This window comes from Pseudomonas sp. CGJS7, assembly GCF_036961695.1.
In genome coordinates this window covers 1-26,672 of record NZ_JBAMDI010000063.1, presented here as the reverse complement: position 1 = coordinate 26,672, position 26,672 = coordinate 1, and the positions used below count along the sequence as shown (strand labels likewise).

At 67.9% G+C, this 26,672-nt stretch carries 31 protein-coding genes and 1 tRNA gene; 10 read left to right on the top strand and 22 right to left on the bottom strand.

What is annotated here, in order from left to right; translation table 11 throughout:
- Positions 1–30: 30 nt before the first annotated feature.
- The gene (locus V7787_RS30345) at positions 31–582 is read right to left on the bottom strand and encodes an ECF-type sigma factor (RefSeq protein ID WP_336091079.1); all 552 of its coding nucleotides are present in this window, start codon (positions 580–582) and stop codon (positions 31–33) included.
- A 226-nt stretch (positions 583–808) separates the two neighbouring features.
- On the opposite strand from V7787_RS30345, the gene V7787_RS30340 reads away from it, so the two are divergent.
- The gene (locus V7787_RS30340) at positions 809–1,321 is read left to right on the top strand and encodes a GNAT family N-acetyltransferase (protein WP_336091077.1); all 513 of its coding nucleotides are present in this window, start codon (positions 809–811) and stop codon (positions 1,319–1,321) included.
- 222 nt (positions 1,322–1,543) lie between these two features.
- Here the strand turns inward: V7787_RS30340 and V7787_RS30335 are convergent.
- The 3 genes from V7787_RS30335 to rplM all read right to left on the bottom strand — a co-directional run bounded on the left by V7787_RS30335 (position 1,544) and on the right by rplM (position 2,521).
- Positions 1,544–1,618: transfer RNA gene (locus V7787_RS30335), tRNA-Gln, on the bottom strand.
- Between the two features lie 72 nt (positions 1,619–1,690).
- A complete protein-coding gene (gene rpsI / locus V7787_RS30330; protein ID WP_336091076.1) occupies positions 1,691–2,083 on the bottom strand; it encodes a 30S ribosomal protein S9 in 393 nt (130 codons plus the stop codon).
- 9 nt (positions 2,084–2,092) lie between these two features.
- Entirely contained in the window at positions 2,093–2,521 is a 429-nt protein-coding gene (gene rplM / locus V7787_RS30325; protein ID WP_336091075.1) for a 50S ribosomal protein L13, read from the bottom strand.
- Between the two features lie 169 nt (positions 2,522–2,690).
- On the opposite strand from rplM, the gene V7787_RS30320 reads away from it, so the two are divergent.
- Positions 2,691–3,863: a (Fe-S)-binding protein gene (locus V7787_RS30320; RefSeq protein ID WP_336091074.1), complete on the top strand. Its 1,173-nt coding sequence runs from the start codon at positions 2,691–2,693 to the stop codon at positions 3,861–3,863.
- A gap of 174 nt (positions 3,864–4,037) precedes the next feature.
- Complete coding sequence (gene coq7 / locus V7787_RS30315; RefSeq protein WP_336091073.1) at positions 4,038–4,679, top strand: 2-polyprenyl-3-methyl-6-methoxy-1,4-benzoquinone monooxygenase; 642 nt, start codon at positions 4,038–4,040, stop codon at positions 4,677–4,679.
- A gap of 326 nt (positions 4,680–5,005) precedes the next feature.
- Here the strand turns inward: coq7 and speD are convergent, their stop codons facing one another.
- Positions 5,006–5,788 carry an adenosylmethionine decarboxylase gene (speD, locus tag V7787_RS30310; RefSeq protein ID WP_442965339.1) on the bottom strand — a complete coding sequence of 261 codons (783 nt, stop codon included), beginning with the start codon at positions 5,786–5,788 and terminating at the stop codon, positions 5,006–5,008.
- A gap of 250 nt (positions 5,789–6,038) precedes the next feature.
- Between speD and crp the strand changes: the two genes are divergently transcribed.
- Both crp and V7787_RS30300 read left to right on the top strand, forming a co-directional pair.
- Entirely contained in the window at positions 6,039–6,704 is a 666-nt protein-coding gene (gene crp / locus V7787_RS30305) for a cAMP-activated global transcriptional regulator CRP (protein WP_036148366.1), read from the top strand.
- 6 nt (positions 6,705–6,710) lie between these two features.
- Complete coding sequence (locus tag V7787_RS30300) at positions 6,711–7,172, top strand: global regulator CLP-associated N-acetyltransferase (protein WP_336091068.1); 462 nt, start codon at positions 6,711–6,713, stop codon at positions 7,170–7,172.
- Positions 7,173–7,405: 233 nt separating this feature from the next.
- Here the strand turns inward: V7787_RS30300 and V7787_RS30295 are convergent, their stop codons facing one another.
- The 8 genes from V7787_RS30295 to V7787_RS30260 form a co-directional block, all read right to left on the bottom strand.
- A complete protein-coding gene (locus tag V7787_RS30295; protein WP_336091066.1) occupies positions 7,406–8,191 on the bottom strand; it encodes a haloacid dehalogenase-like hydrolase in 786 nt (261 codons plus the stop codon).
- A 14-nt stretch (positions 8,192–8,205) separates the two neighbouring features.
- Positions 8,206–8,997, bottom strand: coding sequence for an indole-3-glycerol phosphate synthase TrpC (gene trpC / locus V7787_RS30290; RefSeq protein WP_336091065.1), 792 nt, complete (start codon positions 8,995–8,997; stop codon positions 8,206–8,208).
- Positions 8,994–9,335, bottom strand: coding sequence for an antibiotic biosynthesis monooxygenase family protein (locus V7787_RS30285; RefSeq protein ID WP_336091063.1), 342 nt, complete (start codon positions 9,333–9,335; stop codon positions 8,994–8,996). The genes trpC and V7787_RS30285 overlap by 4 nt, the downstream gene beginning before the upstream one ends.
- A gap of 42 nt (positions 9,336–9,377) precedes the next feature.
- The gene (gene trpD, locus V7787_RS30280; protein WP_336091062.1) at positions 9,378–10,412 is read right to left on the bottom strand and encodes an anthranilate phosphoribosyltransferase; all 1,035 of its coding nucleotides are present in this window, start codon (positions 10,410–10,412) and stop codon (positions 9,378–9,380) included.
- A 92-nt stretch (positions 10,413–10,504) separates the two neighbouring features.
- Entirely contained in the window at positions 10,505–11,086 is a 582-nt protein-coding gene (locus V7787_RS30275; RefSeq protein WP_336091061.1) for an anthranilate synthase component II, read from the bottom strand.
- A 522-nt stretch (positions 11,087–11,608) separates the two neighbouring features.
- The gene (locus V7787_RS30270) at positions 11,609–12,964 is read right to left on the bottom strand and encodes a sensor histidine kinase (RefSeq protein ID WP_336091060.1); all 1,356 of its coding nucleotides are present in this window, start codon (positions 12,962–12,964) and stop codon (positions 11,609–11,611) included.
- 40 nt (positions 12,965–13,004) lie between these two features.
- On the bottom strand, positions 13,005–13,679 hold the full coding sequence (locus tag V7787_RS30265; RefSeq protein ID WP_336091059.1) for a response regulator transcription factor: 675 nt from the start codon (positions 13,677–13,679) through the stop codon (positions 13,005–13,007).
- Positions 13,680–13,877: 198 nt separating this feature from the next.
- Positions 13,878–14,072: a hypothetical protein gene (locus V7787_RS30260; protein WP_336091058.1), complete on the bottom strand. Its 195-nt coding sequence runs from the start codon at positions 14,070–14,072 to the stop codon at positions 13,878–13,880.
- Positions 14,073–14,340: 268 nt separating this feature from the next.
- Here V7787_RS30260 and V7787_RS30255 point away from each other — a divergent pair, with 268 nt between their 5' ends.
- Positions 14,341–14,853, top strand: a complete 513-nt coding sequence (locus V7787_RS30255) for a hypothetical protein (protein WP_336091057.1) — start codon at positions 14,341–14,343, stop codon at positions 14,851–14,853.
- A gap of 70 nt (positions 14,854–14,923) precedes the next feature.
- Here the strand turns inward: V7787_RS30255 and trpE are convergent, their stop codons facing one another.
- The 5 genes from trpE to V7787_RS30230 form a co-directional block, all read right to left on the bottom strand.
- Entirely contained in the window at positions 14,924–16,426 is a 1,503-nt protein-coding gene (gene trpE, locus V7787_RS30250; RefSeq protein ID WP_336091122.1) for an anthranilate synthase component I, read from the bottom strand.
- Between the two features lie 149 nt (positions 16,427–16,575).
- Positions 16,576–17,517 (bottom strand): lipid kinase YegS, encoded by a 942-nt coding sequence (gene yegS, locus V7787_RS30245; RefSeq protein ID WP_336091056.1) that lies wholly within the window; start codon positions 17,515–17,517, stop codon positions 16,576–16,578.
- 221 nt (positions 17,518–17,738) lie between these two features.
- Positions 17,739–18,212, bottom strand: a complete 474-nt coding sequence (gene rraA, locus V7787_RS30240; protein WP_336091055.1) for a ribonuclease E activity regulator RraA — start codon at positions 18,210–18,212, stop codon at positions 17,739–17,741.
- A 264-nt stretch (positions 18,213–18,476) separates the two neighbouring features.
- Complete coding sequence (gene rpe, locus V7787_RS30235) at positions 18,477–19,151, bottom strand: ribulose-phosphate 3-epimerase (protein ID WP_336091120.1); 675 nt, start codon at positions 19,149–19,151, stop codon at positions 18,477–18,479.
- Positions 19,152–19,280: 129 nt separating this feature from the next.
- Positions 19,281–19,613, bottom strand: a complete 333-nt coding sequence (locus V7787_RS30230) for a J domain-containing protein (RefSeq protein WP_336091054.1) — start codon at positions 19,611–19,613, stop codon at positions 19,281–19,283.
- 227 nt (positions 19,614–19,840) lie between these two features.
- On the opposite strand from V7787_RS30230, the gene V7787_RS30225 reads away from it, so the two are divergent.
- The 3 genes from V7787_RS30225 to V7787_RS30215 all read left to right on the top strand — a co-directional run bounded on the left by V7787_RS30225 (position 19,841) and on the right by V7787_RS30215 (position 22,126).
- Positions 19,841–20,770: a phosphoribosylaminoimidazolesuccinocarboxamide synthase gene (locus tag V7787_RS30225; RefSeq protein ID WP_336091053.1), complete on the top strand. Its 930-nt coding sequence runs from the start codon at positions 19,841–19,843 to the stop codon at positions 20,768–20,770.
- A gap of 413 nt (positions 20,771–21,183) precedes the next feature.
- Complete coding sequence (locus tag V7787_RS30220) at positions 21,184–21,519, top strand: DMT family transporter (RefSeq protein ID WP_336091118.1); 336 nt, start codon at positions 21,184–21,186, stop codon at positions 21,517–21,519.
- A 112-nt stretch (positions 21,520–21,631) separates the two neighbouring features.
- Positions 21,632–22,126, top strand: coding sequence for an Mpo1 family 2-hydroxy fatty acid dioxygenase (locus V7787_RS30215; RefSeq protein WP_336091051.1), 495 nt, complete (start codon positions 21,632–21,634; stop codon positions 22,124–22,126).
- Between the two features lie 18 nt (positions 22,127–22,144).
- On the opposite strand, the gene V7787_RS30210 is transcribed toward V7787_RS30215, so the two are convergent.
- Both V7787_RS30210 and V7787_RS30205 read right to left on the bottom strand, forming a co-directional pair.
- A complete protein-coding gene (locus V7787_RS30210) occupies positions 22,145–22,600 on the bottom strand; it encodes a hypothetical protein (protein ID WP_336091050.1) in 456 nt (151 codons plus the stop codon).
- Positions 22,601–22,761: 161 nt separating this feature from the next.
- Positions 22,762–23,193, bottom strand: a complete 432-nt coding sequence (locus tag V7787_RS30205; RefSeq protein WP_336091049.1) for a hypothetical protein — start codon at positions 23,191–23,193, stop codon at positions 22,762–22,764.
- Between the two features lie 68 nt (positions 23,194–23,261).
- Between V7787_RS30205 and V7787_RS30200 the strand changes: the two genes are divergently transcribed.
- Complete coding sequence (locus V7787_RS30200) at positions 23,262–24,149, top strand: DMT family transporter (protein WP_336091047.1); 888 nt, start codon at positions 23,262–23,264, stop codon at positions 24,147–24,149.
- A gap of 18 nt (positions 24,150–24,167) precedes the next feature.
- Here V7787_RS30200 and V7787_RS30195 read toward each other — a convergent pair whose 3' ends face one another.
- Both V7787_RS30195 and nhaA read right to left on the bottom strand, forming a co-directional pair.
- Positions 24,168–25,034 (bottom strand): NAD-dependent epimerase/dehydratase family protein, encoded by an 867-nt coding sequence (locus V7787_RS30195; protein WP_336091046.1) that lies wholly within the window; start codon positions 25,032–25,034, stop codon positions 24,168–24,170.
- 4 nt (positions 25,035–25,038) lie between these two features.
- The gene (gene nhaA / locus V7787_RS30190) at positions 25,039–26,241 is read right to left on the bottom strand and encodes a Na+/H+ antiporter NhaA (RefSeq protein WP_336091116.1); all 1,203 of its coding nucleotides are present in this window, start codon (positions 26,239–26,241) and stop codon (positions 25,039–25,041) included.
- Between the last annotated feature and the right edge of the window lie 431 nt (positions 26,242–26,672).

Sequence of the window (26,672 nt, the reverse complement as noted above, 5' to 3'; positions counted from 1 at the left end):
GGCGGACGCGGGCTCAACTGGGGCGTGGATTCAACTCAGCTGCTGGCTCAACCAGGCGCGGGCGAAACGCAGATCGCGCTCGACCGTGGGCGTGGACACCTCCAGCACACAGGCGATCTCGCGCTGCTCCATGCCGCCGAAATACGCCATCTCGACCGCGCGCGCCGCGCGCGGGTCGCGTTCGGACAAACGTTGCAGCGCGTCGTGCAAGGCCAACACATCGAAGCCCACGGTCTGTCCGCCCTGCAGATCGGCTTGCGACAGGGTCAGCATCACCGGATGGGCGCCGCGCTTGTCGGCGGCGCGCGCACGCGCTTGATCGACCAGCACCGAGCGCATCTTCAGCGAGGCCAGGGCGTAGAAATGCGCGCGGTCCTGCCAATCGACGTCGCTGCCGATCAGCCGGATCAAGGCCTCGTGCACCAGCGAGGTCGCCTGCAAGGTGCGATCGCCGCGACGCGCGCCGAGCCGGGCCGCGGCCATCTCGCGCAAGGTGTCGTAGACCTGGGCGAACAGGCGATCGCGCGAGGCGACATCGCCTTCCCGCCAGTCGTGCAGCAAACGCGTCAGATCCTCGCCCATGCGCGTCCCCCGACGCTGTAATCCCCTTTGGCGCGCGGATGGTAGCCGAGCCCGCGCCGCGCTGGCGCCAGAATGCGCGCGGCGGCCGGTCGCGGACGCGACGGCCGGCACGGTTCGCGCATGCGAATCGCGGCGCGCCGCCACCGCAAACGCCGGATCGCGCGCTACGCCGCGCGCGTCGCGGGCTCTACAGTGGAGGCCCCTGCCCAGCGTCGTCGCCATGCCCATGCCCCGCCCCATCCAGCCCAGCGATCGCGACGCCATCGGCCGGTTTCTGTTGCGCCGCTGGAACACCACCGCGATCGCCCTCGACGGACGCATGATCGATGCGGCCGCGCTGCCGGGATTCATCGCTTATGCCGCTGGCGTCAGCGAATCAGACCGCGTCCCGGCCGACAGCGACATCGCGGGCTTGGCGACCTTGCTCGACGACGCCGAGCAATCGGAGATCGTGACCCTGGACGCGTTGCCGCCCGGCAACGGCCTGGGCAGCGCGCTGATCGAGTGCGCCGCGCAACGCGCCCGCGCGCTCGGCTTGTCGCGGCTGCTGACCCGCACCACCAACGACAACCTCGATGCGCTGCGTTTTTATCAGCGCCGTGGCTTTCGCCTGTATCGCCTGACGGCGGGAGCGATCGATCTGGAACGCGCGGCCGATCCGTCGATTCCGTTGATCGGGCGGCATGGCATACCGCTGCGCGATGAGATCGCGCTGGTACGGCCGTTGGACGGTGGATGAGTCCGTCGTGGCTGCGGATTTGCGGTCGCGGCTCGCGCCGCTCCTACAGGTAGCCCAGATCGATCCGAAGCCCCTGTAGGAGCGGCGCGAGCCGCGACCGCGAATCCGCGACTACTTCGAACTAAATGCCCGCTCAACGCAATCGCAAAAACAAAAAACCCGCCAGAAGGCGGGTTTCTTGTTGCGACTGCATGCCGTTGAAAGCATAAGCCGACTTGGATGTGGCAGCCCCGGATGGATTCGAACCACCGAATGCCTGAGTCAGAGTCAGGTGCCTTACCGCTTGGCGACGGGGCTATGTAACTAATACTAGCGCAAAATTTCGCGGCTGCAAAAATCCGCAACCGCGAAACCGACAGCGATCGAAGATTAGCGCTTCGAGAACTGGGTAGCGCGACGTGCTTTGTGCAGACCGACCTTCTTACGCTCGACTTCGCGGGCGTCGCGGGTCATGAAGCCGGCCTTGCGCAGCTCGGACTTCAGGGTTTCGTCGTACTCGACCAGCGCACGGGCGATGCCCAGACGGATCGCACCGGCCTGGCCGGTGATGCCGCCGCCGGCGACGGTGACATTGACGTCGAACTTATCGGTCGACTGGGTCAGCTCGAGCGGCTGGCGCACGATCATGCGCGCGGTCTCGCGGCCGAAGAAGTCTTCGATCGAACGCTGGTTGATGGTGATCTTGCCCTCGCCCTTGCGCAGGTACACGCGAGCGGTGGAGGACTTGCGGCGGCCGGTGCCGTAATTCTGTTGGATAGCCATGTTCGTACCTTAGATGTCCAGGGGCTGCGGCTGCTGCGCGGCGTGCGGATGCTCGGAGCCCTTGTAGACCTTGAGCTTGCGGTACATGGCGCGGCCGAGCGGATTCTTCGGCAGCATGCCCTTCACACCGATCTCGATGACGCGTTCGGGGTGGCGCTCAAGCGCCTGGCCCAGCGTCTCGCTCTTCAGGTTGCCGACGTAACCGGTGAACCGGTAGTACATCTTGTCCTGCAGCTTGTTGCCGGTGACTGCGATCTTTTCGGCGTTGATTACCACCAGGTAATCGCCGGTATCGACGTGGGGGGTGTAGACGGGCTTGTGCTTGCCGCGCAGACGGCGCGCGAGTTCGGTGCACAAACGGCCGAGCGTCTTGCCCGACGCGTCGACGATGTACCAGTCGCGCTGGACGGTCTCGTTTTTAGCGGTGAAAGTCTTCATGAAAACTCTTTTATGGGTGCAGATGGTCGGGCTGATTCCGGCCGGTTCCCATGCGGAAACCCGGGGCGGAACTTTGCCGCGCGTTGTGATGGTGGAACGAAAGAGGCGGAATGATAGCGGCCCGCCGGCCCCGCCGCAAGTCGGGCGGACCTGCGCTAGCATCCGCGCCATGCCCGCCCCGAGCCCGCCGCCCCCAGCCCCGCCGGCTCCGGCCCCGCGTGCCCCGGACCCGCTGGTGGCCCTGGCCGACCGCTGCGTCCAATGCGGGCTGTGCCTGCCGGCCTGCCCCACCTACGGCCGCGAAACCCTGGAAACCGAGTCGCCGCGCGGCCGCATCGCCCTGACTCGGGCCTGGGCCCTGGACACCATCGCCCCGACCGCGGCCGCCGATACCCATCTGGACCATTGTCTGGGCTGCCGCAGCTGCGAGGCGGTGTGCCCGGCGGGGGTGGAGTATGGCCGCTTGCTGGTCGGCGCGCGCGAACGCCAGCGTCAGCGCCGCCCGGCGGCCTGGCGCCAGCGCCTGATCGAGGGCCTGGCGGCGCGGCCACGCCGGCTCGGCGCGCTGCTGGGCGCGTACCGGCGCGCCTACGGCTGGCTGCCGCGATCGCTGCGCTGGCTGCCGCGGCCGCCGGCCCCGGTTGCGCTGCCCGCACCCGCCTCGGCGCCCACGACCAGCCGGGTGGGCTTGTTCGTCGGCTGCGTCGCACAAGCCTACGAGAATCCCGTTCGAGCCGCGCTGGCACGTCTGTGCGCCGCGGTGGGTGTCGAACTGGACCCGGTGGCCGGCCAGGGCTGTTGCGGCGCCCTGCACGAGCACGCTGGCAACACCGAGGCCGCGCAGCGGCTGGGCGCGGCCAACCGGCGCGCGTTCGTCGGCCACGCGACCGTGCTGAGCCTGTCCAGCGGCTGCCAGGACGCGCTGGCGCGCAGCCTGAGCGACGGCGGCCGCGTCCTCGACGCCGCGGCGTTCCTGGCCGAACGCGCGGCTGCGCTGCGCTGGCGCCCTGGCTCGCAGCGGGTCGCCCTGCACCTGCCCTGCACTCAACGCAACGTGGTCAAGTCGGTGCCGGCGCTGCGGCGCCTGCTGGCCGGCGTGCCAGGCCTGGAAGTGATCGAGCTCGACGCTGGTTACGGTTGCTGCGGCGCCTCGGGTACGCAGATGTTCGCCGACCCGGCGCGTGCGGCCGAGTACCGCGCGCCATTGATCGAGCAGTTCGAGCGCAGCGGCGCGGAGCTGTTGCTGAGCGCGAACATCGGCTGCCGGTTGCATTTGGGCAATGGCACGGCGGCGGCAGTGCTGCATCCGTTGGAGTTTTTGGCGCAGCGGTTGGAGGACTGAAGGCGGGCGAGCAAGAGCGAATCCCCCCTGCCCCCCTTTTTCAAAGGGGGGAGGCTTACGGGCGGGAGGCGTGGCGGGCGGGTGTTGTTTCGGATCCCGGATCTCGAACGCCGAGGACAATTTGTCCTCCCGCCTTAACCGACTTCTACCCCGCCCGCGCCGTAGAATCGGCGCATGAACCCTCGCGCACTCAGCCCCTTGGATCGCGTGCTCAGCGAAGCTCAGCGCGCCCTGGACACCGTGTTCGGCGCGCCCGGCGCCGAGCGTCCCAACCCGGCCGGCAATACCGCCGAGTTGGTGCTGGAACCGGCGGAAAAACGCCATTCGGCCGGGTTGATGCGGATCAACCACGTCGGCGAGGTCTGCGCCCAGGCGCTGTACTGCGGTCAAGCCGCGGTGGCCCGCGATGAGTCCACCCGCGAGCACCTGCTGGAAGCGGCGCAGGAAGAAACCGACCACCTGGCCTGGTGCGCCGACCGCCTGCGCGAGCTCGACAGCCGGCCCAGCCTGCTCAACCCGCTGTGGTACGCCGGCAGCTTCACCATCGGCGTGCTGGCCGGCCTGCGCGGGGACGGCTGGAACCTGGGCTTCGTGGTCGAAACCGAGCGCCAGGTCGAGGCCCATATCGACGAACACCTGGAATCGCTGCCCGAGGGCGACCAGCGCAGCCGGGCGATCCTGCGCACGATGAAGGCCGACGAAGCCCGCCACGCCGAGAACGCCGAGGCCGCCGGCGCGCGGATCCTGCCGATGCCGGTGCCGACGATCATGGCGGCGGCGTCGAAGGTGATGAAAACGGTGGCTTACCGGCTCTGAGGCCGGTTCCGGGCTTGCGGCGCCCGGCCCCCTCTCCCGCTTGCCTGCCCCCTCTCCCGCTTGCGGGAGAGGGTTGGGGTGAGGGCGCCGGATCGCCCGAATCCCACAGGCACCCGCGACCTGACCGCCCCTCACCCCGGCCCACCCCGGCCCAAACGCATGGCGTTTGGGCGTTCGCGGACGCGCGAGCCAGTGGCTCGCAAGCAGCGTCCGCTCACCCCGCAAGCGGGAGAGGGAGACAAGCCCGAGGGTAGAGGGAGACAAGCGGGGGCCAGAACGCAAAAAGGCCGGCTTGCGCCGGCCTTTCGCTTGGGCGGACCCCAGCTTCAATCGGCCAGATTGCGCCCGTGATACAGCTCCTCGATCTCGCGGCGCAGACGCGCCTCGATCTTCATCCGTTCCTTGAACGAGAGGTTCTTGGCCTTCTCCTCGAACAGGTAGGTGTCGAGATCGAACTCCTTCAGGTGCATCTTGGTGTGGAAGATGTTTTCCTGATAAACGTTGACGTCGAGCATCTCGTAGCGCGACTTCACGTTCTTGGCCAGGTAGTCCTGGATCGAGTTGATCTTGTGATCGATGTAGTGCTTGCGGCCCTTGATGTCGCGGGTGAAACCGCGCACCCGGTAATCCATGATCACGATGTCCGATTCCAGGCTCTCGATCAGGTAATTGAGCGCTTTCAGCGGCGAAATCACCCCGCAGGTGGCCACGTCGATGTCGGCGCGGAAGGTCGCGATCCCGTTGTCCGGATGGGTTTCCGGATAGGTGTGCACGGTGATGTGCGACTTGTCCATGTGCGCGACCACGGCATCGGAGATGATCTCCTTGCCGGCGTCCTTTTTGTCGATCACCGGCTCTTCGGAGATCAGGATCGTGACCGAGGCACCTTGCGGGTCGTAGTCCTGGCGGGCGATGTTGAGGATATTCGCGCCGATGATTTCCGCCACATCCGTGAGGATCTGGGTGAGGCGGTCGGCGTTATACGCCTCGTCGATGTACTCGATATACCGGCGTCGCTCGTCCTCGGACGCCGCGAAGCAAACATCGTAGATATTGAACGAGAGGGCCTTGGTGAGGTTGTTGAAACCCTGCAACCGCAGGCGCGGCAACGGCTTGACCACTGTAGGAAGATTCCGGACGGACGGCGAGGGCCGCGATTATGAGGCAAACAGCCCCGGGGGGAAACGCATGTTGTTTTTGGGCTCCATTGGTGACAAAAGCGTGACCGCCACTGAACTTCCATCTTCGCCCTCTATCGGACCGCGATTTTCAGCGGCAGGATTTGCCCCAGAGGCCGTATCGCCCTAAGCTCGGTCGAAAACAAAGCCCATTCCAATGTCCGCCAACCCGGTAGCCCCCTTGACTGCATTGCGCCGAACCAATAGCCCGTTGCTGCCCGACGGCGCAACGATCGAACGTTTCCTGGCCCATTGTCACCGTCGGCGTTATCCGTCCCGTACGGACGTGTTCCGCCCCGGCGACCCGGCCAGCACGCTGTATTACGTCGTTTCCGGCTCGGTGAGCATCATTACCGAGGAAGAGGACGGCCGCGAACTGGTCCTAGGCTATTTCGGCCCCGGCGAGTTCGTCGGCGAGCTCGGCCTGTTCATCGAGAGCGACCATCGCGAGGTGATCCTGCGGACCCGCAGCACCTGCGAGCTGGCCGAAATCGGCCATGAGCGCCTCTACGACCTGCTGCTGACCCGGCTGTCGCTGGACGCGCCCAAGCTGCTGTACGCGATCGGCGCGCAGATTTCCCGGCGCCTGCTCGACACCAGCCGCAAGGCCGGCCGCCTGGCCTTCCTCGACGTGACCGACCGCATCGTGCGCGCCTTGCACGATCTGGCCAAGGAACCCGAGGCCATGAGCCATCCGCAGGGCACCCAGTTGCGGGTGTCGCGCCAGGAGCTTTCGCGCCTGGTCGGCTGCTCGCGCGAAATGGCCGGCCGCGTGCTCAAGAAGCTCCAGGCCGACGGCAAGCTGCACGCCCGCGGCAAGACCGTCGTCCTGTACGGAACTCGCTAAGTCCCGATGGGACGGATCGCCCCGTCCGACCAGACCGCACCCACGGTGCGGCTGGCGGAGCTGGGCGACGCCAGCGATGTGGCCGAGTTGCTCGAACAACTCGGCTATCCCTGCACCCGCGCCGAGGCCGCCGAGCGGATCCTCCACCTGCGCGAAGACCCCCGCCATTACCTGCTGCTGGCCGAAATCGACGGCCACGCCTGCGGCTTGGTGTCCAGCCACACCCGCTACTCGCTGACCCACGGCGCCGAACTGGCCCGTATCACCGCGCTGGTGGTGGCCCGCTCCTGCCACGGCCAGGGCATCGGCCGGCAGCTGCTGCGCGAGGTCGAACGGCGCGCGCGCCGCGACGGCGTCAGCCGGATCGAGGTCACCAGCAACGTCTCGCGCGCCGAAGCCCACGAGTTCTATCGCCGCTGCGGCTATGCCGATGGGTCGCTGAAATTCGTCAAAACTTTGGGCGACTGAGCGCGACGCTGCTCGCGGCCTTGCCGGCAGCAACGCGCTGAATGGGAGCCCGGATCGGGCGGTTTAGCCGCGGCTTCGTATTGCCTCGGCCACCGATCGACCGTGTCGCGGCTCGCGCCGCTCCTACAGCTAGCCCAGATCGATCCGAAGACCCTGTAGGAGCGGCGTCCCACAGGGATTTCCTTCGGTCACGAGCCGCGACCGCGACAATTCGAACCACGACGCCGCAGCGATCAACCCGCCGCAGTCCCCACCGGATCGCCGCCGCGACCAGGACAACCCCAATTCAGGATCGGGGTCCCGGGCGGGAGCACCCGCCGGAACATCTCCACCCGCTTGGCCTTCGGGTTCACCACCACCGGTTTGCGCGCGGCCTGCAACAGCGGCAGGTCGGCGCTGCTGTCGGAATAGGCCATCTCCACCGGCGCGGTGAAACCGGCCTCGCGCAGCATGGTCATCTTCATCCGCGAGTGGCAGTGGCGACGCGCGCCCAACGCGCCCAGGCGCGGGCCGACCAGGGTGCCGACCACCGGCACGTCCTCGTGGGCGACGAAGGCCAGGATCGCCCGCGCCAGCTCCGGCGGCGCGCCGGTGGCGATCACCACCTGATCGCCCTGCTCACGATGGTGGTGCAACACGTCCAGCGCGATCGGCAGCAGCCGCGCGCGGATCTGTTCGGTGTGCAGGGCCACGTAACGGTCGATCGCCGCGTCCAGGTTGCCGGCGCGGCGCATGCCGATGGTGCCGACCCAGACGAAGGCGGAAATGCCGACGCGACGGGTCTTCAGCCACGCCACCATCGGCCCGGCCACCGGCGCGATCAGCAGCGCCAGCGCCAGCCGCCACCACGAGCGCTGGATCAGCCAGGCGAACAGATGGCTGCCCGAGTCGCCGTCGTACAGGGTGTGATCGAAATCGAACACGATCAGCGGCGCGTCGGCGCGCACCACCGGGAACCGCGCCGAGCGTAGCGGCGCCGAGTCGGCGATCGCCTGCGCCAGCGGCGCCTGGGGATTCACCGGCGGCTCCCCGCTCATGCCGCGAACAGACGTTGCAGCGCGCTGCCCGGATCGCGTTCGCGCATGAAGCTCTCGCCGACCAGGAACGTGTCGATGCCGGCCGCGCGCATGCGGGCGACGTCGGCGGCGGTGGCGATGCCGCTTTCGGTGACCAGGGTGCGATCGCGCGGCACCGCTTCGCGCAAGGCGATGCTGGTGTCCAGCGATACCTCGAAGGTGCGCAGGTTGCGGTTGTTGACCCCGATCAGCTCGCAATCGGTCTGCAGCGCGCGCTCGAGTTCGTCGATGTCGTGCACTTCCACCAGCACGTCCATGCCCAGCTCCATCGCCAGCCCGGCCATCTCGATCATCGGACCGTCTTCGAGCGCGGCGACGATCAGCAAGATCGCGTCGGCGCCGATCGTGCGCGCCTCGTAGATCTGATACGGATCGATGGTGAAGTCCTTGCGCAGCGCCGGCAGCGCGCAAGCAGCGCGCGCCTCGGCCAGATAAGCGTTGCTGCCCTGGAAGAAGTCCACGTCGGTCAGCACCGACAGGCACGCCGCGCCGCCGGCTTCATAGCTGCGTGCGATCTCGGCCGGCTTGAAGTCGGGCCGGATCACGCCCTTGGACGGGCTGGCTTTCTTGACCTCGGCGATCACCGCCGCCTCGCCCGCGGCGCGCTTGCGCTTGATCGCGTCGACGAAGCCGCGCGCCGGCGGCTGGCCGGTGGCGCGCGCGCGCAGATCGGCCAGCGAACGCACCCGGCTGCGTTGTTCGATTTCCTCGTGCTTGCGCGCGATGATGGTGTTGAGGATGTCGCTCATGCCTTGCTCTTGCTCCCATACGCGCGCTCGACCTTGGCCACGCGCAACTCAAAATGCTGATACCAATGTTCGCGCCCGTAGGCGCGGGTGGCGGCGTGTTCGGCCTGCCGCTTCCAGGCGGCGATGGCCGCTTCATCGGCCCAATAGCTTACGGTGATCCCGAAGCCGTCGCTGCCGCGGGTGGACTCCACCCCCAGAAAACCCGGCTGCTGCGCGGCCAGTTCGACCATCCGCTCGGCGGCCTGGCCGTAGCCGGCGTCGTCGCCGTCGCTGCGCTGGGAGCTGAAGATCACCGCGTAATACGGCGGCTGGGGCAATTTGGCGAAGCTGGCGGACATGCTGGCTCCCGGATTGGCTGAACGACGAAGCAGGCGCGGCGGCTACTGCGCCGCCAACTGTTGAGTCAAGGCGACGAATTCATCGAGCTTGGCCCGGGCCGCGCCGGAGGCCAGCGTGCGCCGCGCCAGTTCGATGCCTTCGGCGATGTTCTCGGCGACGCCGGCGGCGTACAGCGCCGCGCCGGAGTTGAGCGCGACGATTTCGCGCGGCAAGCCGTCGCGGTTCTCCAGCGCCTGCAACAACAGCGCCTTCGATTCGTCCGCGTTCTCGACCCGCAAGTTGCGGCTGGCGGCCATGGCGATGCCGAAATCCTCCGGGTGCACTTCGTACTCGCGCACCTCGCCGTCGCGCAGTTCGCCGACCAGGGTGCCGGCGCCGAGCGAGAGTTCGTCCATGCCGTCGCGGCCCCACACCACCAGCGCGCGCTGCGCGCCGAGTTCCTGCAGCACCCGCACCTGGATGCCGACCAGGTCGGGATGGAACACGCCCATCAGGATGCTCGGCGCGTTGGCCGGATTGGTCAGCGGGCCGAGAATATTGAACAAGGTGCGCACGCCCATTTCGCGCCGCACCGGCGCGACCACTTTCATCGCCGGGTGATGCACCGGCGCGAACATGAAGCCGATGCCGGCACGCTCGATGCATTGGCCGACCTGTTCGGGCTGCAATTCGATCGCCGCGCCCAGCGCTTCGAGCACGTCGGCGCTGCCGGACTTGGACGACACGCTGCGGTTGCCGTGCTTGGCGACCTTGGCGCCGCTGGCGGCGACCACGAACATGCTCGCGGTGGAAATGTTGAAGGTGTGCGCGCCGTCGCCGCCGGTGCCGACGATGTCGACCAGATGGGTACGATCGGCCACTTGCACCGGCCGCGCGAACTCGCGCAATACCGTCGCCGCGCCGGCGATTTCGCCGACGGTTTCCTTCTTCACCCGCAACCCGGTCAGGATCGCCGCGGTCATGGTGGGCGAGATTTCGCCGCGCATGATCGTGCGCATCAGATCGACCATTTCGTCGTGGAAGATCTCGCGGTGTTCGATGGTGCGTTGCAGGGCTTCTTGCGGGGTCAAAGGCATGGAGGCGGAACCTGTATTAGTGGGAAAGCGGCGGCGGCATCGGGCGTTTCAGCCTCGCCATCGCGCCGCTCGGCGCCCGCTGCGCGCGCGGCTCATCGCTGCAAAAAGTTTCGCAGCAACGCGTGACCGTGCTCGGTCTTGATCGACTCGGGATGGAACTGCACGCCTTCCACCGGGTGCTGGCGATGGCGCAGGCCCATGATTTCCTCGAAGCCGCCGTCGTCGTATTCGGTCCAGGCGGTGATTTCCAGCTCCTCCGGCAGGCTTTCGCGCTCCACCACCAGCGAGTGATAGCGGGTGGCTTCGTAGCTGTCGGGTAGGCCGGCGAATACGCCGTGGCCTTCGTGGCGGATCGCCGAGGTCTTGCCGTGCATGATCCGCTTGGCCCGGATCACCTGCCCGCCGTAGGCCTGGCCCAGGCTCTGATGGCCCAGGCACACGCCCAGAATCGGCGTGTGCGCGCCGAGCCGGCGGATCACCTCCAGCGACACGCCGGCCTGATCGGGCGTGCACGGGCCGGGCGAAATCACGATCCGCTCGGGCGCGAGTTTTTCGATCTGCTCCACCGACAGCTCGTCGTTGCGGATCACCTGGACTTGCGCGCCGAGGGTCTGCAGGTACTGGACGAGGTTGTAGGTAAAGCTGTCGTAGTTGTCGATCATCAGAACGGACATGACGCGCCTCGAATGCGGGTGGTGCCTGGAAGGTCTGAAACGTCGGGACCGCGCGCGCGTCCGGGCGGTGGGCCACAGGCGCGCGCAAGCCGGCCATTATCCCGTCCGCGGACGGGCCTGGGCAGTGATAGGCGACAGGAATCGCCGCCGCGGCACAGCGCGGGCGGCAAGACGGTGGTCGGGGTGTGGCGCTGTGCCGCTAGGGGCTGGCGCCGGCGGCGCTCAGCGGCCGCTGGGGTGGTTATCGGTGGCGGGGTCACGCAAAAAATCCTCGGAAGACGGCGGCGCGGAGACGGCGGCGGTAGTACGCCACCATCGCCAGCCTTGGCCAGCCTTGCGGGAGTTCTGCGGGAGCGCGCGGACGATCATGGGGCTACTGTAACGGCGCGCGGCCGTTTGTGCGACTGCCGCCCGGGGCCCCTGTACCCCTGTAGGAGCGGCGCGAGCCGCGACCGCGACATCCGGCCAACGACGCAAGCGGGGTTTCGCGGTCGCGGCTTCCGCCGCCCCTAGAAGGGAGGATCAGGCGGCGTCGTTCAGCGTCACCCGCACACGCAGCCCCGGCGCGTTGTCGAACAAGGCGATGTGGCCGCCGTGGCGATGCAGGATCGCCCGCACCAGGCTCATGCCCAGGCCGGTGCCGGGCGAGCCGCGGTGCGCTTCCAGGCGCTGGAAGCGGTCGAACACCCGCTCGCGATCGGCGGCCGGAACGCCCGGGCCGTGGTCGTCGATCTGCAGCGCGATCGCGCCGCGTTCGCGCTGCACGCTCAGGCGCACTTCGGTGTCGGGCGGCGCGTACTTGACCGCATTGTCGAGCAGGTTCACCAGCATCTGGAACAACTGGTCGGCATCGCCGCGCACCGCGGCCTCGCCCGGTTCGGGCAGCCACACGGTCAGGGCGATGCCGCGCTCGGCGGCGATCGGGGTGTACAGCTCGGCCGCGTCGCGGGCCAGATCGGACAGGTCCAGTACCGGCTCGTCGTGCACCGGCGGCTGCGCCTCGATCCGCGCCAGCCGCAGCAAGGCGCCGAAGGAATGCAGCAGCTGATCGGTTTCGCCGATCGCCGCGTCCAGTTGCCCGCCGGCCTCGGCGCCGCGTTCGCGCCGGCGCAGTTCTTCCAGGCGATTGCGCAGCCGGGTCAGCGGCGTGCGCAGGTCGTGGGCGATGTGGTCGGTGGCGTGGCGCACGCCGCCGAGCAGTTCCTCGATCCGGTCGAGCATGGCGTTGAAGCGCCGCGCCAGGCGGTCGAAGGCGTCGTCGCTGCCGTCCAGCCGCGCGCGCAGGCCCAACTCGCCGCCGCCGACGCGTTCGGCGGTGTCGTCCAGATGGCGCAGCCGGTGCGAGACCCAGCGCGAGGTCATCCAGCCGATCAGCGCGCCCAGGCTGGCCGCCACCAACAGCGCGGCCAGGGCGGTGCGCAGCATCAACGACAGGAACCGGTCCTGGCTGCGGGTGCGGGTGCCGGTCAGCAAGGTGGTGCCGTCGGACAGCGTCTGCAGTTGCGCGACCACGCGCAGGTCGCCGGCGCTGCTGTGTTCGTTGAACTCGATCCAGCGCGCGCCGCGGCGATGCAGCGGCAGCGCGGTATTGCCGGCGACCAGGCGGCCATCGGGCGCGGTCAGGGCGTAGACCGCGTCGGGGTCTTCGTCCGAGCCGATCCGGTCGCGCAATTCGCTCAGCAACGCGGCGCGGCCGTCGTCCTGGTACATCTCGACCAGCCCGGCGGCGTCGACCCGGACCAGTTCGCGCGCGTCCTGGGTCAGCATCGCCGACACCGCGTAATGCACGCCGATGCCCAGCAATACGAAGGCGAACAGAAACGAGGCGGTCACCGCCAAGGCCAGCCGCGCGCTGGTCGAGCGCGGCATCAGCCGCATGCGGCGGCTCCGTGGCCGGGACCGCGCCGATGCGATGCGCTCATGCGCCCAACCGGTAGCCGGCGCCGCGCACGGTGTGCAGCAGCGGCCGCGGATAGCCTTGGTCGATCTTCTGGCGCAGGCGGCTGATGTGCACGTCGATGACGTTGGTTTGCGGATCGAAGTGATAGTCCCACACCGCTTCCAGCAGCATGGTCCGGGTGACCACGCGCTCGGCCTGGCGCATCAGGTATTCCAGCAGGCGGAATTCGCGCGGTTGCAGTTCGATGCGTTTGTCGCCGCGGCGGGCTTCGCGGCTGAGCAGGTCCAGTTCCAGATCGGCCACCCGCAGCCGGGTCGGCTCGCTGCCGCCGGCGTTGCCGCGGCGCAGGACGCTGTCCAGGCGCGCGCTGAGTTCGGCGTAGGCGAAGGGCTTGACCAGGTAGTCGTCGGCGCCGGCGCGCAGGCCTTCGACCCGGTGATCGACCTCGCCCAGTGCGGTCAGCAGCAGCACCGGCGTGCGGTTGCCGGCGCCGCGCAGGGTCTGCAGCAGGGTCAGGCCGTCCAGCGCCGGCAGCATGCGGTCGAGCACGATCGCATCGACGGTTTCGGTGGTGGCCAGGAACAGGCCGTCCTTGCCGTTGTCGGCGTGATCGACGGTATGGCCGTCCTCGCGCAAGCCCTTGGCGATGAAGGCGGCGGTGTGGGGATCGTCTTCGACGAGCAGAACGCGCATGCCGACTCCGGATCGCGATGGCGCACAAACAAATGACGGGGACAGGATAGCGCGGGCTCGTGCAGGCGGTGAGAGCGCGACGGCGGGCGCGGAGGACTGCGGTGGATCGGAAAAAAGATACCCCGCCGGCTCGCGCCGGCGGGGTATCTCACCCACGCCGACGATGCGTGGGCCTCGGGGGAGCAGGCTCGCGAAGGATCAGTTCGATGCCGGCGCCGCTTCCGCGGCCGTTGCGGCCTTGGCGGCCTTAGCCTTCTTAGCCTTGTGATGCTTGTGCTTGACGGTCTTGGCGGCCGGCGCGGCGGTCGAAGCGGTGGTGGCCGGCGCGGCAGCGAAGGCGGAACCGGCGAACGCGGTGAGAGCGACGGCGATCAGGGCGTTGCGGACGTTCATGTGTGGCTCCTGGGGAAACGTTTGGGTGGGAGGTCTGGCCGGTGGGGTGGGCCCCATCGCGAAGTCAGATTGCTCCCGCCGCCCTGCCCCGGGCCTTTCCGCTGGATGAACTTTTTTTAATCCGCGCGGGCCGCGGGCGGATCCCGGTTTGAGCGGCCGGTCACAGCGGGATCGATCAGGATCGCTCGCGGGCGCCGCCCGCCGTCGGCGCGCAAGGAGGGCCTGAGGGAGTTGATACAGTGCGATCCGACGACGCGAGACCACAGCGATGAACGATCCGAGTCTTTTCCCCGACGAATGGCAGGCCATGAAACAAGCCGACGATGGGCTGCGGATCAGCCGATGGCATCTGCGACAACGCGACGACTTCAAGGACATTCTTCTGCGCGCGCTGGGCGACCTATCCGAGCAAGCCCACGCACTCCGATTGTTGCGCGACGACGCAGACCTACTGAGCGATGCGCAGCTGACCGAGCTGGCTCCGAAGATCGTGGATATCGCGGTGGACGGCAATGTCGACAGGCTCATCGTCGCCAGAGCGGTGCTGGTGCGATACGCCGCGCAGTTCAAACCCGGACGACAGATCGTCAAGGATTCGATCGATCGATTGATGGACGGCTATTTCGGGAGTAACGACGATTTCATCTACCGGCGACTGGCCGAGTTGTTGATCGACATCGGCCATTGGGATGCGCTGAAACGGCTGCTGGTGGTCAGCAAGGATCATCGCGATCCGGAGATCGCCGATCTGCACGGGGATTATTTGCCGCACTTGCCCTAGGTCGCGGCAGGGCGGCTGTCGGAGTTCGGAGGCTTCAGATGTGCCGCTTGCGTGCGTCGCCGTGGCGCGCTCAGAGCCCGCGCGCCGCCTCCGCCACCGCACGGAACAAAGCGCGCCCCTTGTTCATCGTCTCTTCCCACTCCTTCTGCGGATCGGAGTCGTAGACGATGCCGGCGCCGGCCTGCACGTGCAGGCGGCCGTCCTGGATCACCGCGGTGCGGATCGCGATGGCGGTGTCGGCGTCGCCGTGCCAGCCGATGTAGCCGACCGCGCCGGAGTAGACGTTGCGCTTGACCGGTTCGAATTCGCGGATCACTTCCAGCGCGCGGATCTTCGGCGCGCCGCTGACGGTGCCGGCGGGGAAGGTCGCGCGCAGGACGTCGGCGTAGCTCATTTCCGGCTTCAGCCGGCCGGTGACTTCGCTGACGATGTGCATGACGTGGCTGTAGCGTTCGATGCCGAACTGTTCGCCGACTTCGACGGTGCCCGGCAGCGACACCCGGCCGACGTCGTTGCGGCCCAGGTCGATCAGCATCAGGTGCTCGGCGCGCTCCTTCGGATCGGCCAGCAGTTCGGCTTCCAGCGCGTTGTCTTCATCCGCGTTCTTGCCGCGCGGACGGGTGCCGGCGATCGGACGCACGGTGACTTCGCCCCCGCCGTTATCGGTGTTTTGCAGGCGCACCAGGATTTCCGGCGAAGAACCGACCACCTGGGTGCCGCCGACATCGAGGAAATACATGTACGGCGACGGGTTCAACGCGCGCAGCGCGCGGTAGACGTCGACCGGGCGCGCCTTGAACGGCACGCTGAGCCGCTGCGACAGCACCACCTGGAAGATGTCGCCGGCGCGGATCAGTTCCTTGGATTTCTCCACCGCGTCGATGAAGCCTTCGCGGGTGAAGCCGGAGACGAAATCGCCTTCGTCCAGGCCGGCCGGGTCCAGGGTTTCCGGATAGCTGGCGCCGCCGATACGCAGGCGGTGCACCAGTTGATCGAGCCGGCGATTGGCCCGGGCGAAGGCCTGCGGCTCGCGCGGATCGGCGTGCACGATCAGGTACAGCCGGCCCTTGAGGTTGTCGAAGACCGCGATTTCCTCGCTCTGCATCAGCAGGATGTCGGGCGTGCCGAGTTCGTCGGGCTTGTGGCTGCCGTCGGGCTGCGGGCCGGCCAGGCGCGGCTCGATGTACTGGATGCACTCGAACCCGAACCAGCCCACCAAGCCGCCGGTGAAGCCCGGCAGGCCGTCGATCTTGGGCACTTTGTACTCGGTGCGCAGACGCTCGACTTCGGCGAAGGGGTCTTCGACCACGCGGCTGTCGATCAGCTCGCCGTGCTCGCTGACGAACAAGGTGTGGCCGGCGAAGGCGTACACGCGCTGCGCGGGCAGGCCGATGATCGAGTAGCGGCCGAAGCGTTCGCCGCCTTCGACCGATTCGAACAGATAGGTGTGCGGGCCGTCGGCGAGCTTGAGGTAGACCGACAGCGGCGTGTCCAGGTCGGACAGCACTTCGCGGACGACGGGAATGCGGGTGTAGCCGTTAGCGGCCTGTTGCTGGAAGAGTTCGTGCGAAATCACGCGGCAGTTCCTTCATGGACGAGTGGGCAGGAGCGACGATGGCCGACGGCCACCATCGCCAACCCACGTCGGCGCAAAAGGAATGCGGGTTCGCCCAGGCTTTCATGGCGCCAACTGTAACTGCTTCGCGGGCGCGGCGCGACGGGTCATGCGCGCGGGCTTGCCGACAGCAGGGGGCAGGCGTCCGGCAAATGCATGCGCACCCGTGCGGCGACGCAGTCGATGCGGAAGTGGCGCGAACGGACCGGTTCGCCGTCCAGGTTGAGGGTCAGCTCACTCGGGGATTCGATTTCGACCCAGCGCAGCTGCGCGCGCGCAGCGACCCGGTCGAGCGCGGCGTGCTTGCCTTCGGTGAGCAGGGTGCCCACCGTCGCGCCGACTTCGCCGGACAGCTCCGGGACCACGGTCACATCGAGCAGGCCGTCGTCGATCAACGCGTCCGGGCACAGCGCCTGGCCGCCGCCGGCCTGCTTGCCGTTGCCGATGCCCAGGGCGATGAAGTCGCCTTCCCACTGGAAACCCTCGCCGTGCAGGCGCGCGCGGATCGGTTCGATCTTGCCCAGCTTGGCGATGCCGGTGACCAGGTAGGCCAGCCCGCCGAGCATTTTCTTCAGGCCGGCATCGGTCTCGATGGTCACCTGGGTGCCGAATCCGCCGCTGGCCAGATTGGCGGCCCAATGCACGCCGTCCGGCGCCTGCAGGCGGATCAGGTCGATCGGCTGCGGCGGGCGGCGCTGAATCAGCGCCAGCGCTTGCGCCGGATCGACCGGAATCGTCGCCGCGCTGGCGAAATCGTTGGCGGTGCCCATCGGCACCAGCCCGAGCGAGGGCAGCGCATCGGCGGGCTCCTCGCGATGGGCCAAAGTGGTCGCCACTTCGCTGAGGGTGCCGTCGCCGCCGGCGGCGACGATGGTGTCCACGCCGTCGGCGATGGCCTCGGCGACGTAGCGTTCGGCGTCGCCGCCTTCCCAGGTCACCCGCACGTCCAGGCGCACGCCGCGCTCGCGCAAGCCCGCGACTGCTTCGCGCAAGGCTTCGTCGCCGGCGGACTTGCCGTTGAGTATCAAACGCCAGCGGGCTGAGGGCATGGGGCGGCGATCCGTTCGGCTTGCAGGGCCCGCGAGGCTAACAGCGTCGCCGTCGATGCGGGTGAATGCACGAATGCGCCAAGTCTGTCACACACCTGTCATTGCCGATCCGGAATATGGGAGGCCATATCAGGGACGACGGGCGGAGGCGGGATTGCCTCCAAATATTCCGGAACGCGGGCCGCAGGGCCCGCGTTTTTTGTTTGCGCGCGGCCCGCGGTTCAACGCAGGACGCTGTCGGCCAGTACCACGCCGTCTTGGTCCGCGCACAGCCACTCGCCCGGGCGGATGGTCAGGCCGCCGAATTCGACCGCGACATCGCGCGCGCCCTGGCCGAGTTTGTCGGTCTTGCGCGGACAGGTGCCCAGCGCCTTGACCCCGAGCTCCATCGCCCCGATCGCGCCGCTGTCGCGGATCGCCCCGAACACGATCACCCCGGCCCAGCCGTTGTCCGCGGCCTTGGCTGCGAGCAGATCGCCGAGCATCGCCCGCCGCATGGAGCCGCCGCCGTCGATCACCAGCACCCGGCCGTTGCCGGGTTCGGCGACGGCGTCGCGGACCAGGGTGTTGTCTTCGTAGGCCTTGATGGTGCTGACCGGGCCGTCGAAGGCGAGGCGGCCGCCGTAGTCGCGCAGGGGCAGTTCCAGTACGCGCACTTGGGCTTCGTGGAGATCGCACAGGTCGCAGGTGTTCATGGCGGCGCTCCGGTGTACGGGATGGGGAGACGATGCCATGGGTGGGGGTGGGAGCAAAAGCGACAGGCAAAAGCAAAAGCAAATCCCCCCTAGCCCCCCTTTTTCAAAGGGGGGAATGGTCTTGGGGTGCGTGAGGGGGTTGGGGCGGGGCTCGCTTCGGCAGCTACACGAAGCGAGGCGACGTCGGGCGGCAGCGCCCCCACCCGACGGATTTCCCCCTTTGAAAAAGGGGGATCAAGGGGGATTTGCTCTTATCGGCAGCGCTTACTTACGCACCGCCGCCACCGCATCCTTCATCCGCCCGATCACATCGGCATAGTCCGGCGCATTGAAGATCGCCGAGCCCGCAACGAAGGTATCCGCGCCAGCGGCCGCGATCTCGCCGATGTTGTCGGCCTTGACCCCGCCGTCGATCTCCAACCGGATCGCACGGCCGCTGTTGTCGATGCGCTCGCGCACCCGGCGCAGCTTGTCCAGCGCCGAGGGAATGAAGCTCTGGCCGCCGAACCCGGGATTGACCGACATCAGCAGCACCATGTCCAAGTCCTCCAGCACCCAGTCCAGCACTTCGATCGGCGTAGCCGGATTGAGCACCAACCCGGCCTTGCAGCCCAGCGACTTGATCAACTGGATCGTGCGATGCACATGCGCGCTGGCTTCCGGGTGGAAGCTGATCGTGGTCGCGCCAGCCTTGGCGAAGTCCGGAACGATACGGTCGACCGGATCGACCATCAGATGCACGTCGATCGGCGCGGTCACCCCGTGCTTGCGCAGGGCCTCGCAGACCAGCGGGCCGATGGTCAGATTGGGGACGTAATGGTTGTCCATCACATCGAAATGGACCCAGTCGGCGCCGGCCTTGAGCACGTTGTCGACCTCTTCGCCGAGTTTGGCGAAATTGGCCGAGAGGATCGAAGGGGCGATGACGGTGGATTGCAGGGACATGAGGGCGGTCCGGGCGGGAATTGACCATTGTAAAAGCTCAGAAGCGAGCGCAGAGGAGTGAGGAGTGAGCAAAAGCAACGAGGCGGCCGTTTTTACTCACTCCTCACTCCTCTGCGCTCGCTTCTAGCGCTTACGCGCGGTCTTGATCCGGTCGTAAGCGCGATTGATCGCGCGGGCCTTGTCCTCGGCCTGCTGGCGGATGTCCGGCGCGGCGTTGGCGACCCGGTCGGGGTGGTACTGGGAAATCAGCCGGCGGTAGGCCTGTTCGACCTCGGCGTCGGTGGCGTCCACGGTCAGGCCCAGCACCGCGTAGGGGTTGTCGCCGCGCAGCTTGAACCAGTCGGTGTCGAAGGCGTGGCCGATCAGCAGGCCGATGATCGCGCCCAGGAAGGGGTTGCCGCGCATCAAAGCCGCGCCGGCGAAGAATCCGAGCAATTTGCCGTACCAGCGCTTCATGAACCCGCGGCCGTCCCGATTCCGGGCCGTGGCGGCCCGCTGGCGGCCATCTTAACCGGCCCCGCCGCCGCGCCGGGCCGGCCGGGGGGACTGCACACCGGCCCCAGGCGGCGTACACTGCCCGGCCCCCTCGCGCAAGCGCGCGCGAGCCGGACGGCTCCGGCAGTCGGCTTCAGACCCGCGCAATCGCCATGGGGGCTTACGCACTGCCTTCAGGGGTCCCCACGTTGACGACCACACTGCTGCAATCCGAACTGCCCGGCCTGCCCTTGCGCCACCGCGGCAAAGTCCGCGATGTCTTCGATCTGCCCGCCGACCGCCTGCCCGCGGGCGCCGCCCCCGGCGGCGACTGTCTGCTGATGGTCGCCACCGACCGGCTCAGCGCCTTCGACGTGGTCCTGCCCGACCCGATCCCGGGCAAGGGCGAGATGTTGTGCCAGATCAGCAATTTCTGGTTCGCCAAGACCGCGCACATCATCCCCAACCACCTGACCGGCATCGACGTCGCCGCGGTCCTGCCCGAGGGCGTGGACGCCGCGCTCTACGCCAAGCGCGCGGTGGTGACCAAACGCTTGAAGCCGGTGGCGATCGAGTGCATCGCCCGCGGCTACGTGATCGGCAGCGGCTGGAAGGATTACCAGCGCACCGGGCGGGTCAGCGGTATCGCCCTGCCCAGCGGGTTGCGCCAGGCCGAGCAATTGGCCGAGCCGATCTTCACTCCGTCGACCAAGGCGGCAGTGGGCGATCACGATGAGAACATCGACTTCGATACCGCCGTACGCACGGTCGGCGCGGAGTTGGCCGAGGCGGTGCGCGACGCTACCTTGCGCCTGTACCGCTTCGCCGCCGATTTCGCGGCGCAGCGCGGGATTTTGCTGGCCGATACCAAGTTCGAGTTCGGCACCGATGCCGACGGGCGTCTGTACGTGATGGACGAAATGCTTACGCCGGATTCGTCGCGGTACTGGCCGGCCGATGAGTATCAGGTCGGCACCAGCCCGCCGAGCTACGACAAGCAGTTCGTGCGCGATTATCTGGAAACGCTGGACTGGGACAAGACTGCGCCGGGGCCGAATCTGCCGGCCGAAGTGATCGAGCGTACGCGGGCGAAGTATGCCGAGGCGTTGCAGAAGCTGGCGGGGATTTCGGTGGATTGATTTGCGCTGGGGTTTGCGACGAAGGGGCCGCGGAAGCGGCCCTTTTGTTTTTTCGGCTAGAGGCAAAGCCAAAAGCTAAAAGCTAAAAGCAAATCCCCCCTAGCCCCCCTTTTTTAAAGGGGGGAAAGCTTGAGCCGCGGCAACTACCACCGCCGCAACCGCAACCGCAACCGCAACCGCAACATCCTCGCGTCCCCGCCCCGGCTGTTCCCCCCTTTGAAAAAGGGGGGCTAGGGGGGATTTGCCCTTGCCTTTGGCCTTCGCTTCCGCCCCGCTACACCCCGACTGTCGCCTGCTTTACAGACCCAGCCACCGTCCCGCGCGAGACTGGCGCAAGCCCCCGCCGCCCCCGTGCTTTCTCCCGACCATGCGCGCTAACCTGCAACCCGCTCTCCATGCAGACCACCGCCGCCATGAACATCGGCTACCTCTACCTCGCCGTCGCCATCGCCGCCGAAGTCGTCGCGACCAGCGCGCTCAAGGCCTCCGAAGGCTTCACCAAGACCGGCCCGTCGCTGTTGGTGGCCGCCGGTTACGGCGTGGCGTTCTACTTCCTGTCGCTGGTGCTCAAGACCGTGCCGGTCGGCGTGGCGTATGCGCTGTGGTCCGGGGTCGGGATCGTGCTGATCGCCTTGATCGGCTGGTTCTTCATGAAACAACCGCTGGACGCGGGCGCCATCGCCGGCATCTCGCTGATCGTCGCCGGCGTGCTGACGATCCAGCTATTCTCGAAGTCCGCGGCGCACTAGCCGCGCCGCGCGCGCCGGGTACGCGCGCGGGTACCGCTCAACGCGCGCCCATGGCGGGCGCGCCAGCCACCGTGCGGGCGTCGCGCCCGCCTCGCACCATCGGGAGCCGAACATGAGCACCGTCGCCGATCAAACCGTCCACGACCGCCCCATCGACCGCTGGTTCGCCAGCTATTCCGGCGATCACCGCAACGCCACCAACCAGCTCATCCACGTCTTCGCGGTACCGGCGATCCTGTGGAGCGTGATCGCGCTGCTGTGGTGCATCCCCGTCCCGGGCACCTGGTTCAAGCCGGGCATGTGGGCGGCGATGGCGATGTTCGCGGCGATGCTGTTCTACTACCGCGCCTCGCGCAAACTCGGCCTGGGGATGCTGGCGCAGTTCGCGGTGTTCACCCTGCTGACCCAGTGGATCGCGCAATCGTTCGGTTTGAACGTGTTGCTGTGGCTGGCGATCGGCGTGTTCGTGGTCGCCTGGATCGCGCAGTTCATCGGTCACAAGATCGAGGGCAAGAAGCCGAGCTTCCTCACCGACCTGACCTATCTGTTGATCGGGCCGGCGTGGGTGCTGTCGAAGCTGTATCGCAAGCTGGGCTGGTCGTACTGAGTCGCGCCGGGCTCGGGTTCAACCGGCCAGCATCCTCGGCGCACGCGACAATCCCAGCAGCAACGGAACGCTGATCACCAGCGCGGTGGTTAGCCACCACGTCAGCGCCGCTGGCAACGCGAGCAGGCCGGCGCGCGGCCACGGCAACGGCCGGCGCTCGCCTTCGCGCACCGCCATGCGCAGCCCCAGGGTCAGGCTTAGCCACGGCAAGGCTGCGACCACCGCGATATGCGCCCACTCCGGCGCCCGTGCACCGACCAATACCCAAGCCAACACCACCGGCACCATCATCATCAGCGCGAATTGGATGGCGCCCGTCGCCGCGCCGTCGCGCAATGGCGCGCCCAACGCGCGCGGCGCCAGACGCCGCAGCAACCAGGCCACCGGCTTGAGCCAGAACAGAATGAGGGCCACCACGAGCAGCGCAATGCAGATCGCGGTCAAGGCCACGGTGCCGACGGTAGCGATGTCCATGCGCGATCGTTCTCCGCTATCTCGGCGATAGGCCTTTCAGGGGTGTTGCGGACTCGTTGGCGTCCGCAGTCGCTTCATTGCTGCGGTCGCGGCTTGCGCCGCTCCTACAGGGGCTTCGGATCGATCTGGCCGCTATAAACAATGCAACCGCTGCGCCCCGCTCAGCCGATACCGGCCCACTGCAAAGCCCATTGCGCCAGCGCCGCCTCGGCCCACACCAGCACCACCGCCGGCAACGCCGCCCACAGCGCGCGGCGCCACGCCAATTTGGTCCCGGCCGGATCGGGCAGATACAGCCGCACGCCCACGCCCAGCGCCAGCCACGACAGCGCCGCCGCCAGCAGCGCGAACGGCAGACCCGAGCCGAGCGCCGAGCCGTGCGCGGCGATCAACGCCGCCACCGCCAGCATCGCCCACAGCACCGCCGCGAACAGCGCCGTCCATACCGCCGCGCCATAGGCCGGCCGGGCGCCGACCGCGCGCGCCACCCGCGCCTGCAGCAGCCACGCCGCCGGCAACAGAATCAAAACCAGGATCGCCAGGAACAGCAGCCCCCAGCCCATCGGCCCCGCAGTCTGCAACGCTTGCTTCACAATACCCGTCCCGCCACGCCATTCGCGTCCGCCCGCAAGGCGGCCACGATAGCCCACCAGCGCCCGCCATGCCCGCCCGCGATCTGTCCCTGCTGCTGCTCGTCGTCCTGTCGTGGGCGATCAACTTCCTGACCTCGGCGCTGGCGCTGCGCGAGATCCCGCCGTTCCTGTTCACCGCGCTGCGCTTCGCCCTGCTCGCGCTGCCGCTGATGTTCTTCCTCAAGCGCCCGGCGCCGGGCCAGTGGCCGCGCTTGATCGCGGTGTGCCTGTGCATCGGCGTGCTGCATTTCGGCCTGAGCTTCAGCGCGCTCAAGGCCGCCGGCGATTTGTCCTCACCGGCGATCGTGCTGCAAAGCTATGTGCCGATGACCGCGTTGCTGGCCTGGTGGCTGCTCGGCGAGCGCTTCGCCTGGCGCACCGGCGTGGCCATCGCGATCAGCTTCGGCGGCGTGCTGGTGCTCGGGTTCGATCCGCTGGTGCTGGACAAGCCGCTGGCGGTGGTGCTGATGCTGGTCTCGGCCGCGTTTCTGGCCCTGGGCACGGTGCTGATGAAAGGCCTGCGCGGGCTGGACATGTTCTCCCAGCAAGGCTGGACGGCGCTGATCGCGGTGCCGCCGCTGCTGGCGATCAGCCTGCTGCTGGAACCGGGCGGGCTGGCCGCGCTGCCGCAGATCGGCTGGGTCGCCTGGGCCGGCGTGGCTTATGCCGCCTTCGTGTCCTCGTTGCTGGGACACGGCCTGTACTACGTGCTGGTGCAGCGCCATCCGGTCGCGCAAGTGACGCCGTGGCTGCTGTTGGTGCCGGTGTTCGCGATCGCGCTGGGGATCGCGTTCTGGGGCGATCGGCCGGGCCCAAGTTTGTGGATCGGCGGGGCGATGGTGCTCGGCGGCGTGCTGACGATCGCGCTGCGCAATCTGGCCAAAGCGCGGGCGGCCAAGCGCGCGGCCGCGGATTGAAGGGCCCGTCGCCCGCGCTTATTCGCGCGGGGTTTCGAACATCTCCGCGCTCGGCCGGAACGCGCGCGGCGCGTAACCGAAATCGCGCCGCGCCGGTTCGGCGTCGAAGGTCATGTCGCTGCGCATGCGCCGCACCGCGGCTTCGCCCAGGCCGGTGGCGCGGCCGGTGGCTTGCGCGGCCAACAAGGCCAGATTGAACAACGGCGACGGCAACTCGATCAGCTTCACCGGCGGGCGCAGACACGCCAGCGTGCGCGCGACCATGTCGCGATAGCTCAGGGTTTCCCCGCCCGGCACCGCGTACACGTTGCCGAAACTGGCTGGCGCGGTCAGCGCGGCGAACGCCGCATCGGCCAGATCGTCCACGTGCACCGGCTGGCGCAAGCCGTCGGCGCCGCGCGGCAGCGGGAAATAGCGCAAGCGCTGGGCCAACTGCGCGATCCGGGTCAGGGTGGCGTCGCGGCCGGCGCCGTAGATCAGGGTCGGGCGCAACACCGTGGCCGCGTCGCTGCGCGGTTGCGCGGCGGCGAACAAGGCCGACTCGCCCTGGCGCAGTTCCGCCGCCACCCGCCGTTCTTCGGCGTCGGCCGAGCCGCGCTTGGTTTCGGCGCTGGTCGAACCGAACGCCACCACCCGCGAGGCCTCGATGCCGGAGCGCTCGTACCAGCCGGAGAACTTCAACAGCGGGCCGCAACTGAAGATCGCGTCGACCCGCCTGGGCAGCTCGGGCATACGCTGCAGATCGCCCTGCAGCCATTGCAGGCCGGGGCGGTCGTGCTGCTCATGGCGCGAGATCGCGGTGACCCGCCAGCCGGCCTGGTACAAACGCTGCAACAACGGCAGGCCGATCTGGCCGCTGCCGCCGAACACCAAAGCATGTTTCATGCACTCAATCCTGGGCGCCGCGCGCCGGCAGAACCGCGCGCAGCCAAACGAAGCCGATCACCGCCGACAACAGCGAGGCGCCGAGGATACCCAGAACCGCTTCTTCGTACAGCAGGGGGTCTTGATAGGCCAACGAGGCGATGAACAGGCTCATGGTGAAACCGATGCCGCACATTAGCCCCAGGCCGATCATCGCGCGCAGGTCCATGCCGTTGGGAAACCGCGCCCAGCCCAGCGCGCGCATCAGCACCGCCGCGCCGACGATGCCGACCGGCTTGCCGACCACCAGGCCCAGGACGATGCCCATCGGCAGCGCCGCGGTCGCGTCCTTGAGCTCGACCCCGCCCAGCGACAGCCCGGCGTTGACGAAGGCGAACAGCGGCAGGATCGCGTAAGCCACCCACGGATGCAGCGCGTGCTCCAGGGTTTCCAGCGGCGAGTGCTCCTTGGCGTCGTCGATGTTGTTGCGCTTGTCGACGTGCGGAATCATCAGACCGGTGGCGACGCCGGCCAGGGTGGCGTGCACGCCGGACTTGAGCACGCACACCCACAACACCACGCCCAGCGCCAGATACGGCCCGAGCGATTTCACCCCGCGTCGGTTGAGCCACCACATCGCCGCCAATGCCACCGCCGCCCAGATCAGCGCGGTCACCGACAGCCCGTGCGAGTAGAAGAAGGCGATGATCAGGATCGCCATCAAGTCGTCGACCACGGCGATGGTCGACAGCAGCAGCTTCATCGCCACCGGCACGCGCGAGCCCAGCAGCGCCAGCACGCCCAGGGCGAAGGCGATGTCGGTGGCGGTCGGCACCGCCCAACCGCGCAGGGCCGCGCCGTCGCCGCGATTGAGCGCGTAGAAGAACAGCGCCGGCACGATCACGCCGGCGGCGGCGCACAGCATCGGCAGCACCAGTTGCGAGCGCTCGGCCAACTGACCGCTGAGCGCTTCGCGTTTGATCTCCAGCGCGACGACCAGGAAGAAGATCGCCATGAGTCCGTCGTTGATCCACAGCAGCAACGGTTTGCTGATGTCGAGCGCGCCGATGCGCACTTGCACCGGAATCTCGCGGAAGGCCTCGTAAGCGGCCTGCAGCGGCGAGTTGGCCGCGATCAGGGCCAGCACCGCGGCGGCGATCAGGACGATGCCGCCGGCGGCTTCGAGGCGGAAGAATTCGCTCAATGCGCGCAGGGCGCGGCGCGGCATGCGCGGCGGGGTGGTGATTTCGCTCATTTGGCCATTATAGGCAGAGGCATTGCATAGGACTTGTGGATGCGGCCGCCCCAGCCATTGCCGCTGCCTGCCCTTCTCCCGCTTGCGGCGACCGAAGGGAGTGCAAGGCTGAGAAGGTGCCCGAAGGGCGGATGAGGGAGCTGTTGCTGTTGCTGTTGCTGTTGCTGTTGCTGTTGCTGTTGCTGTTGCTCTGGCCCGGCGGCGCATCTAACTCGCGATAGCAAAAGGACACCCGAAGGGCGGCGCGCAGGACGCGCGCCGTGTTCCGCCCAGGCCATGGATGGCCTGGGCGGAACATGCCTGCGTCAGCACCGCACTCGTGGCTTTTGACTCGAAACAGGGAAAAGCGTTTTCTTTGGTGACTTTCTTTGTCGCTTTGGACAAAGAAAGTTACCCGCCGCTTT

Excerpts from the sequence above, each read along its gene's own strand:
- V7787_RS30345 (WP_336091079.1), bottom strand. The coding sequence starts at position 582 with ATGGGCGAGGATCTGACGCGTTTGCTGCACGACTGGCGGGAAGGCGAT.
- V7787_RS30340 (WP_336091077.1), top strand. The coding sequence starts at position 809 with ATGCCCCGCCCCATCCAGCCCAGCGATCGCGACGCCATCGGCCGGTTT.
- rpsI (WP_336091076.1), bottom strand. The coding sequence starts at position 2,083 with ATGGCTATCCAACAGAATTACGGCACCGGCCGCCGCAAGTCCTCCACC.
- rplM (WP_336091075.1), bottom strand. The coding sequence starts at position 2,521 with ATGAAGACTTTCACCGCTAAAAACGAGACCGTCCAGCGCGACTGGTAC.
- V7787_RS30320 (WP_336091074.1), top strand. The coding sequence starts at position 2,691 with ATGCCCGCCCCGAGCCCGCCGCCCCCAGCCCCGCCGGCTCCGGCCCCG.
- coq7 (WP_336091073.1), top strand. The coding sequence starts at position 4,038 with ATGAACCCTCGCGCACTCAGCCCCTTGGATCGCGTGCTCAGCGAAGCT.
- V7787_RS30300 (WP_336091068.1), top strand. The coding sequence starts at position 6,711 with ATGGGACGGATCGCCCCGTCCGACCAGACCGCACCCACGGTGCGGCTG.
- trpC (WP_336091065.1), bottom strand. The coding sequence starts at position 8,997 with ATGAGCGACATCCTCAACACCATCATCGCGCGCAAGCACGAGGAAATC.
- V7787_RS30285 (WP_336091063.1), bottom strand. The coding sequence starts at position 9,335 with ATGTCCGCCAGCTTCGCCAAATTGCCCCAGCCGCCGTATTACGCGGTG.
- trpD (WP_336091062.1), bottom strand. The coding sequence starts at position 10,412 with ATGCCTTTGACCCCGCAAGAAGCCCTGCAACGCACCATCGAACACCGC.
- V7787_RS30275 (WP_336091061.1), bottom strand. The coding sequence starts at position 11,086 with ATGTCCGTTCTGATGATCGACAACTACGACAGCTTTACCTACAACCTC.
- V7787_RS30270 (WP_336091060.1), bottom strand. The coding sequence starts at position 12,964 with ATGCGGCTGATGCCGCGCTCGACCAGCGCGCGGCTGGCCTTGGCGGTG.
- V7787_RS30265 (WP_336091059.1), bottom strand. The coding sequence starts at position 13,679 with ATGCGCGTTCTGCTCGTCGAAGACGATCCCCACACCGCCGCCTTCATC.
- V7787_RS30260 (WP_336091058.1), bottom strand. The coding sequence starts at position 14,072 with ATGAACGTCCGCAACGCCCTGATCGCCGTCGCTCTCACCGCGTTCGCC.
- V7787_RS30255 (WP_336091057.1), top strand. The coding sequence starts at position 14,341 with ATGAACGATCCGAGTCTTTTCCCCGACGAATGGCAGGCCATGAAACAA.
- yegS (WP_336091056.1), bottom strand. The coding sequence starts at position 17,517 with ATGCCCTCAGCCCGCTGGCGTTTGATACTCAACGGCAAGTCCGCCGGC.
- rraA (WP_336091055.1), bottom strand. The coding sequence starts at position 18,212 with ATGAACACCTGCGACCTGTGCGATCTCCACGAAGCCCAAGTGCGCGTA.
- V7787_RS30230 (WP_336091054.1), bottom strand. The coding sequence starts at position 19,613 with ATGAAGCGCTGGTACGGCAAATTGCTCGGATTCTTCGCCGGCGCGGCT.
- V7787_RS30220 (WP_336091118.1), top strand. The coding sequence starts at position 21,184 with ATGAACATCGGCTACCTCTACCTCGCCGTCGCCATCGCCGCCGAAGTC.
- V7787_RS30215 (WP_336091051.1), top strand. The coding sequence starts at position 21,632 with ATGAGCACCGTCGCCGATCAAACCGTCCACGACCGCCCCATCGACCGC.
- V7787_RS30210 (WP_336091050.1), bottom strand. The coding sequence starts at position 22,600 with ATGGACATCGCTACCGTCGGCACCGTGGCCTTGACCGCGATCTGCATT.
- V7787_RS30200 (WP_336091047.1), top strand. The coding sequence starts at position 23,262 with ATGCCCGCCCGCGATCTGTCCCTGCTGCTGCTCGTCGTCCTGTCGTGG.
- V7787_RS30195 (WP_336091046.1), bottom strand. The coding sequence starts at position 25,034 with ATGAAACATGCTTTGGTGTTCGGCGGCAGCGGCCAGATCGGCCTGCCG.
- nhaA (WP_336091116.1), bottom strand. The coding sequence starts at position 26,241 with ATGCCGCGCCGCGCCCTGCGCGCATTGAGCGAATTCTTCCGCCTCGAA.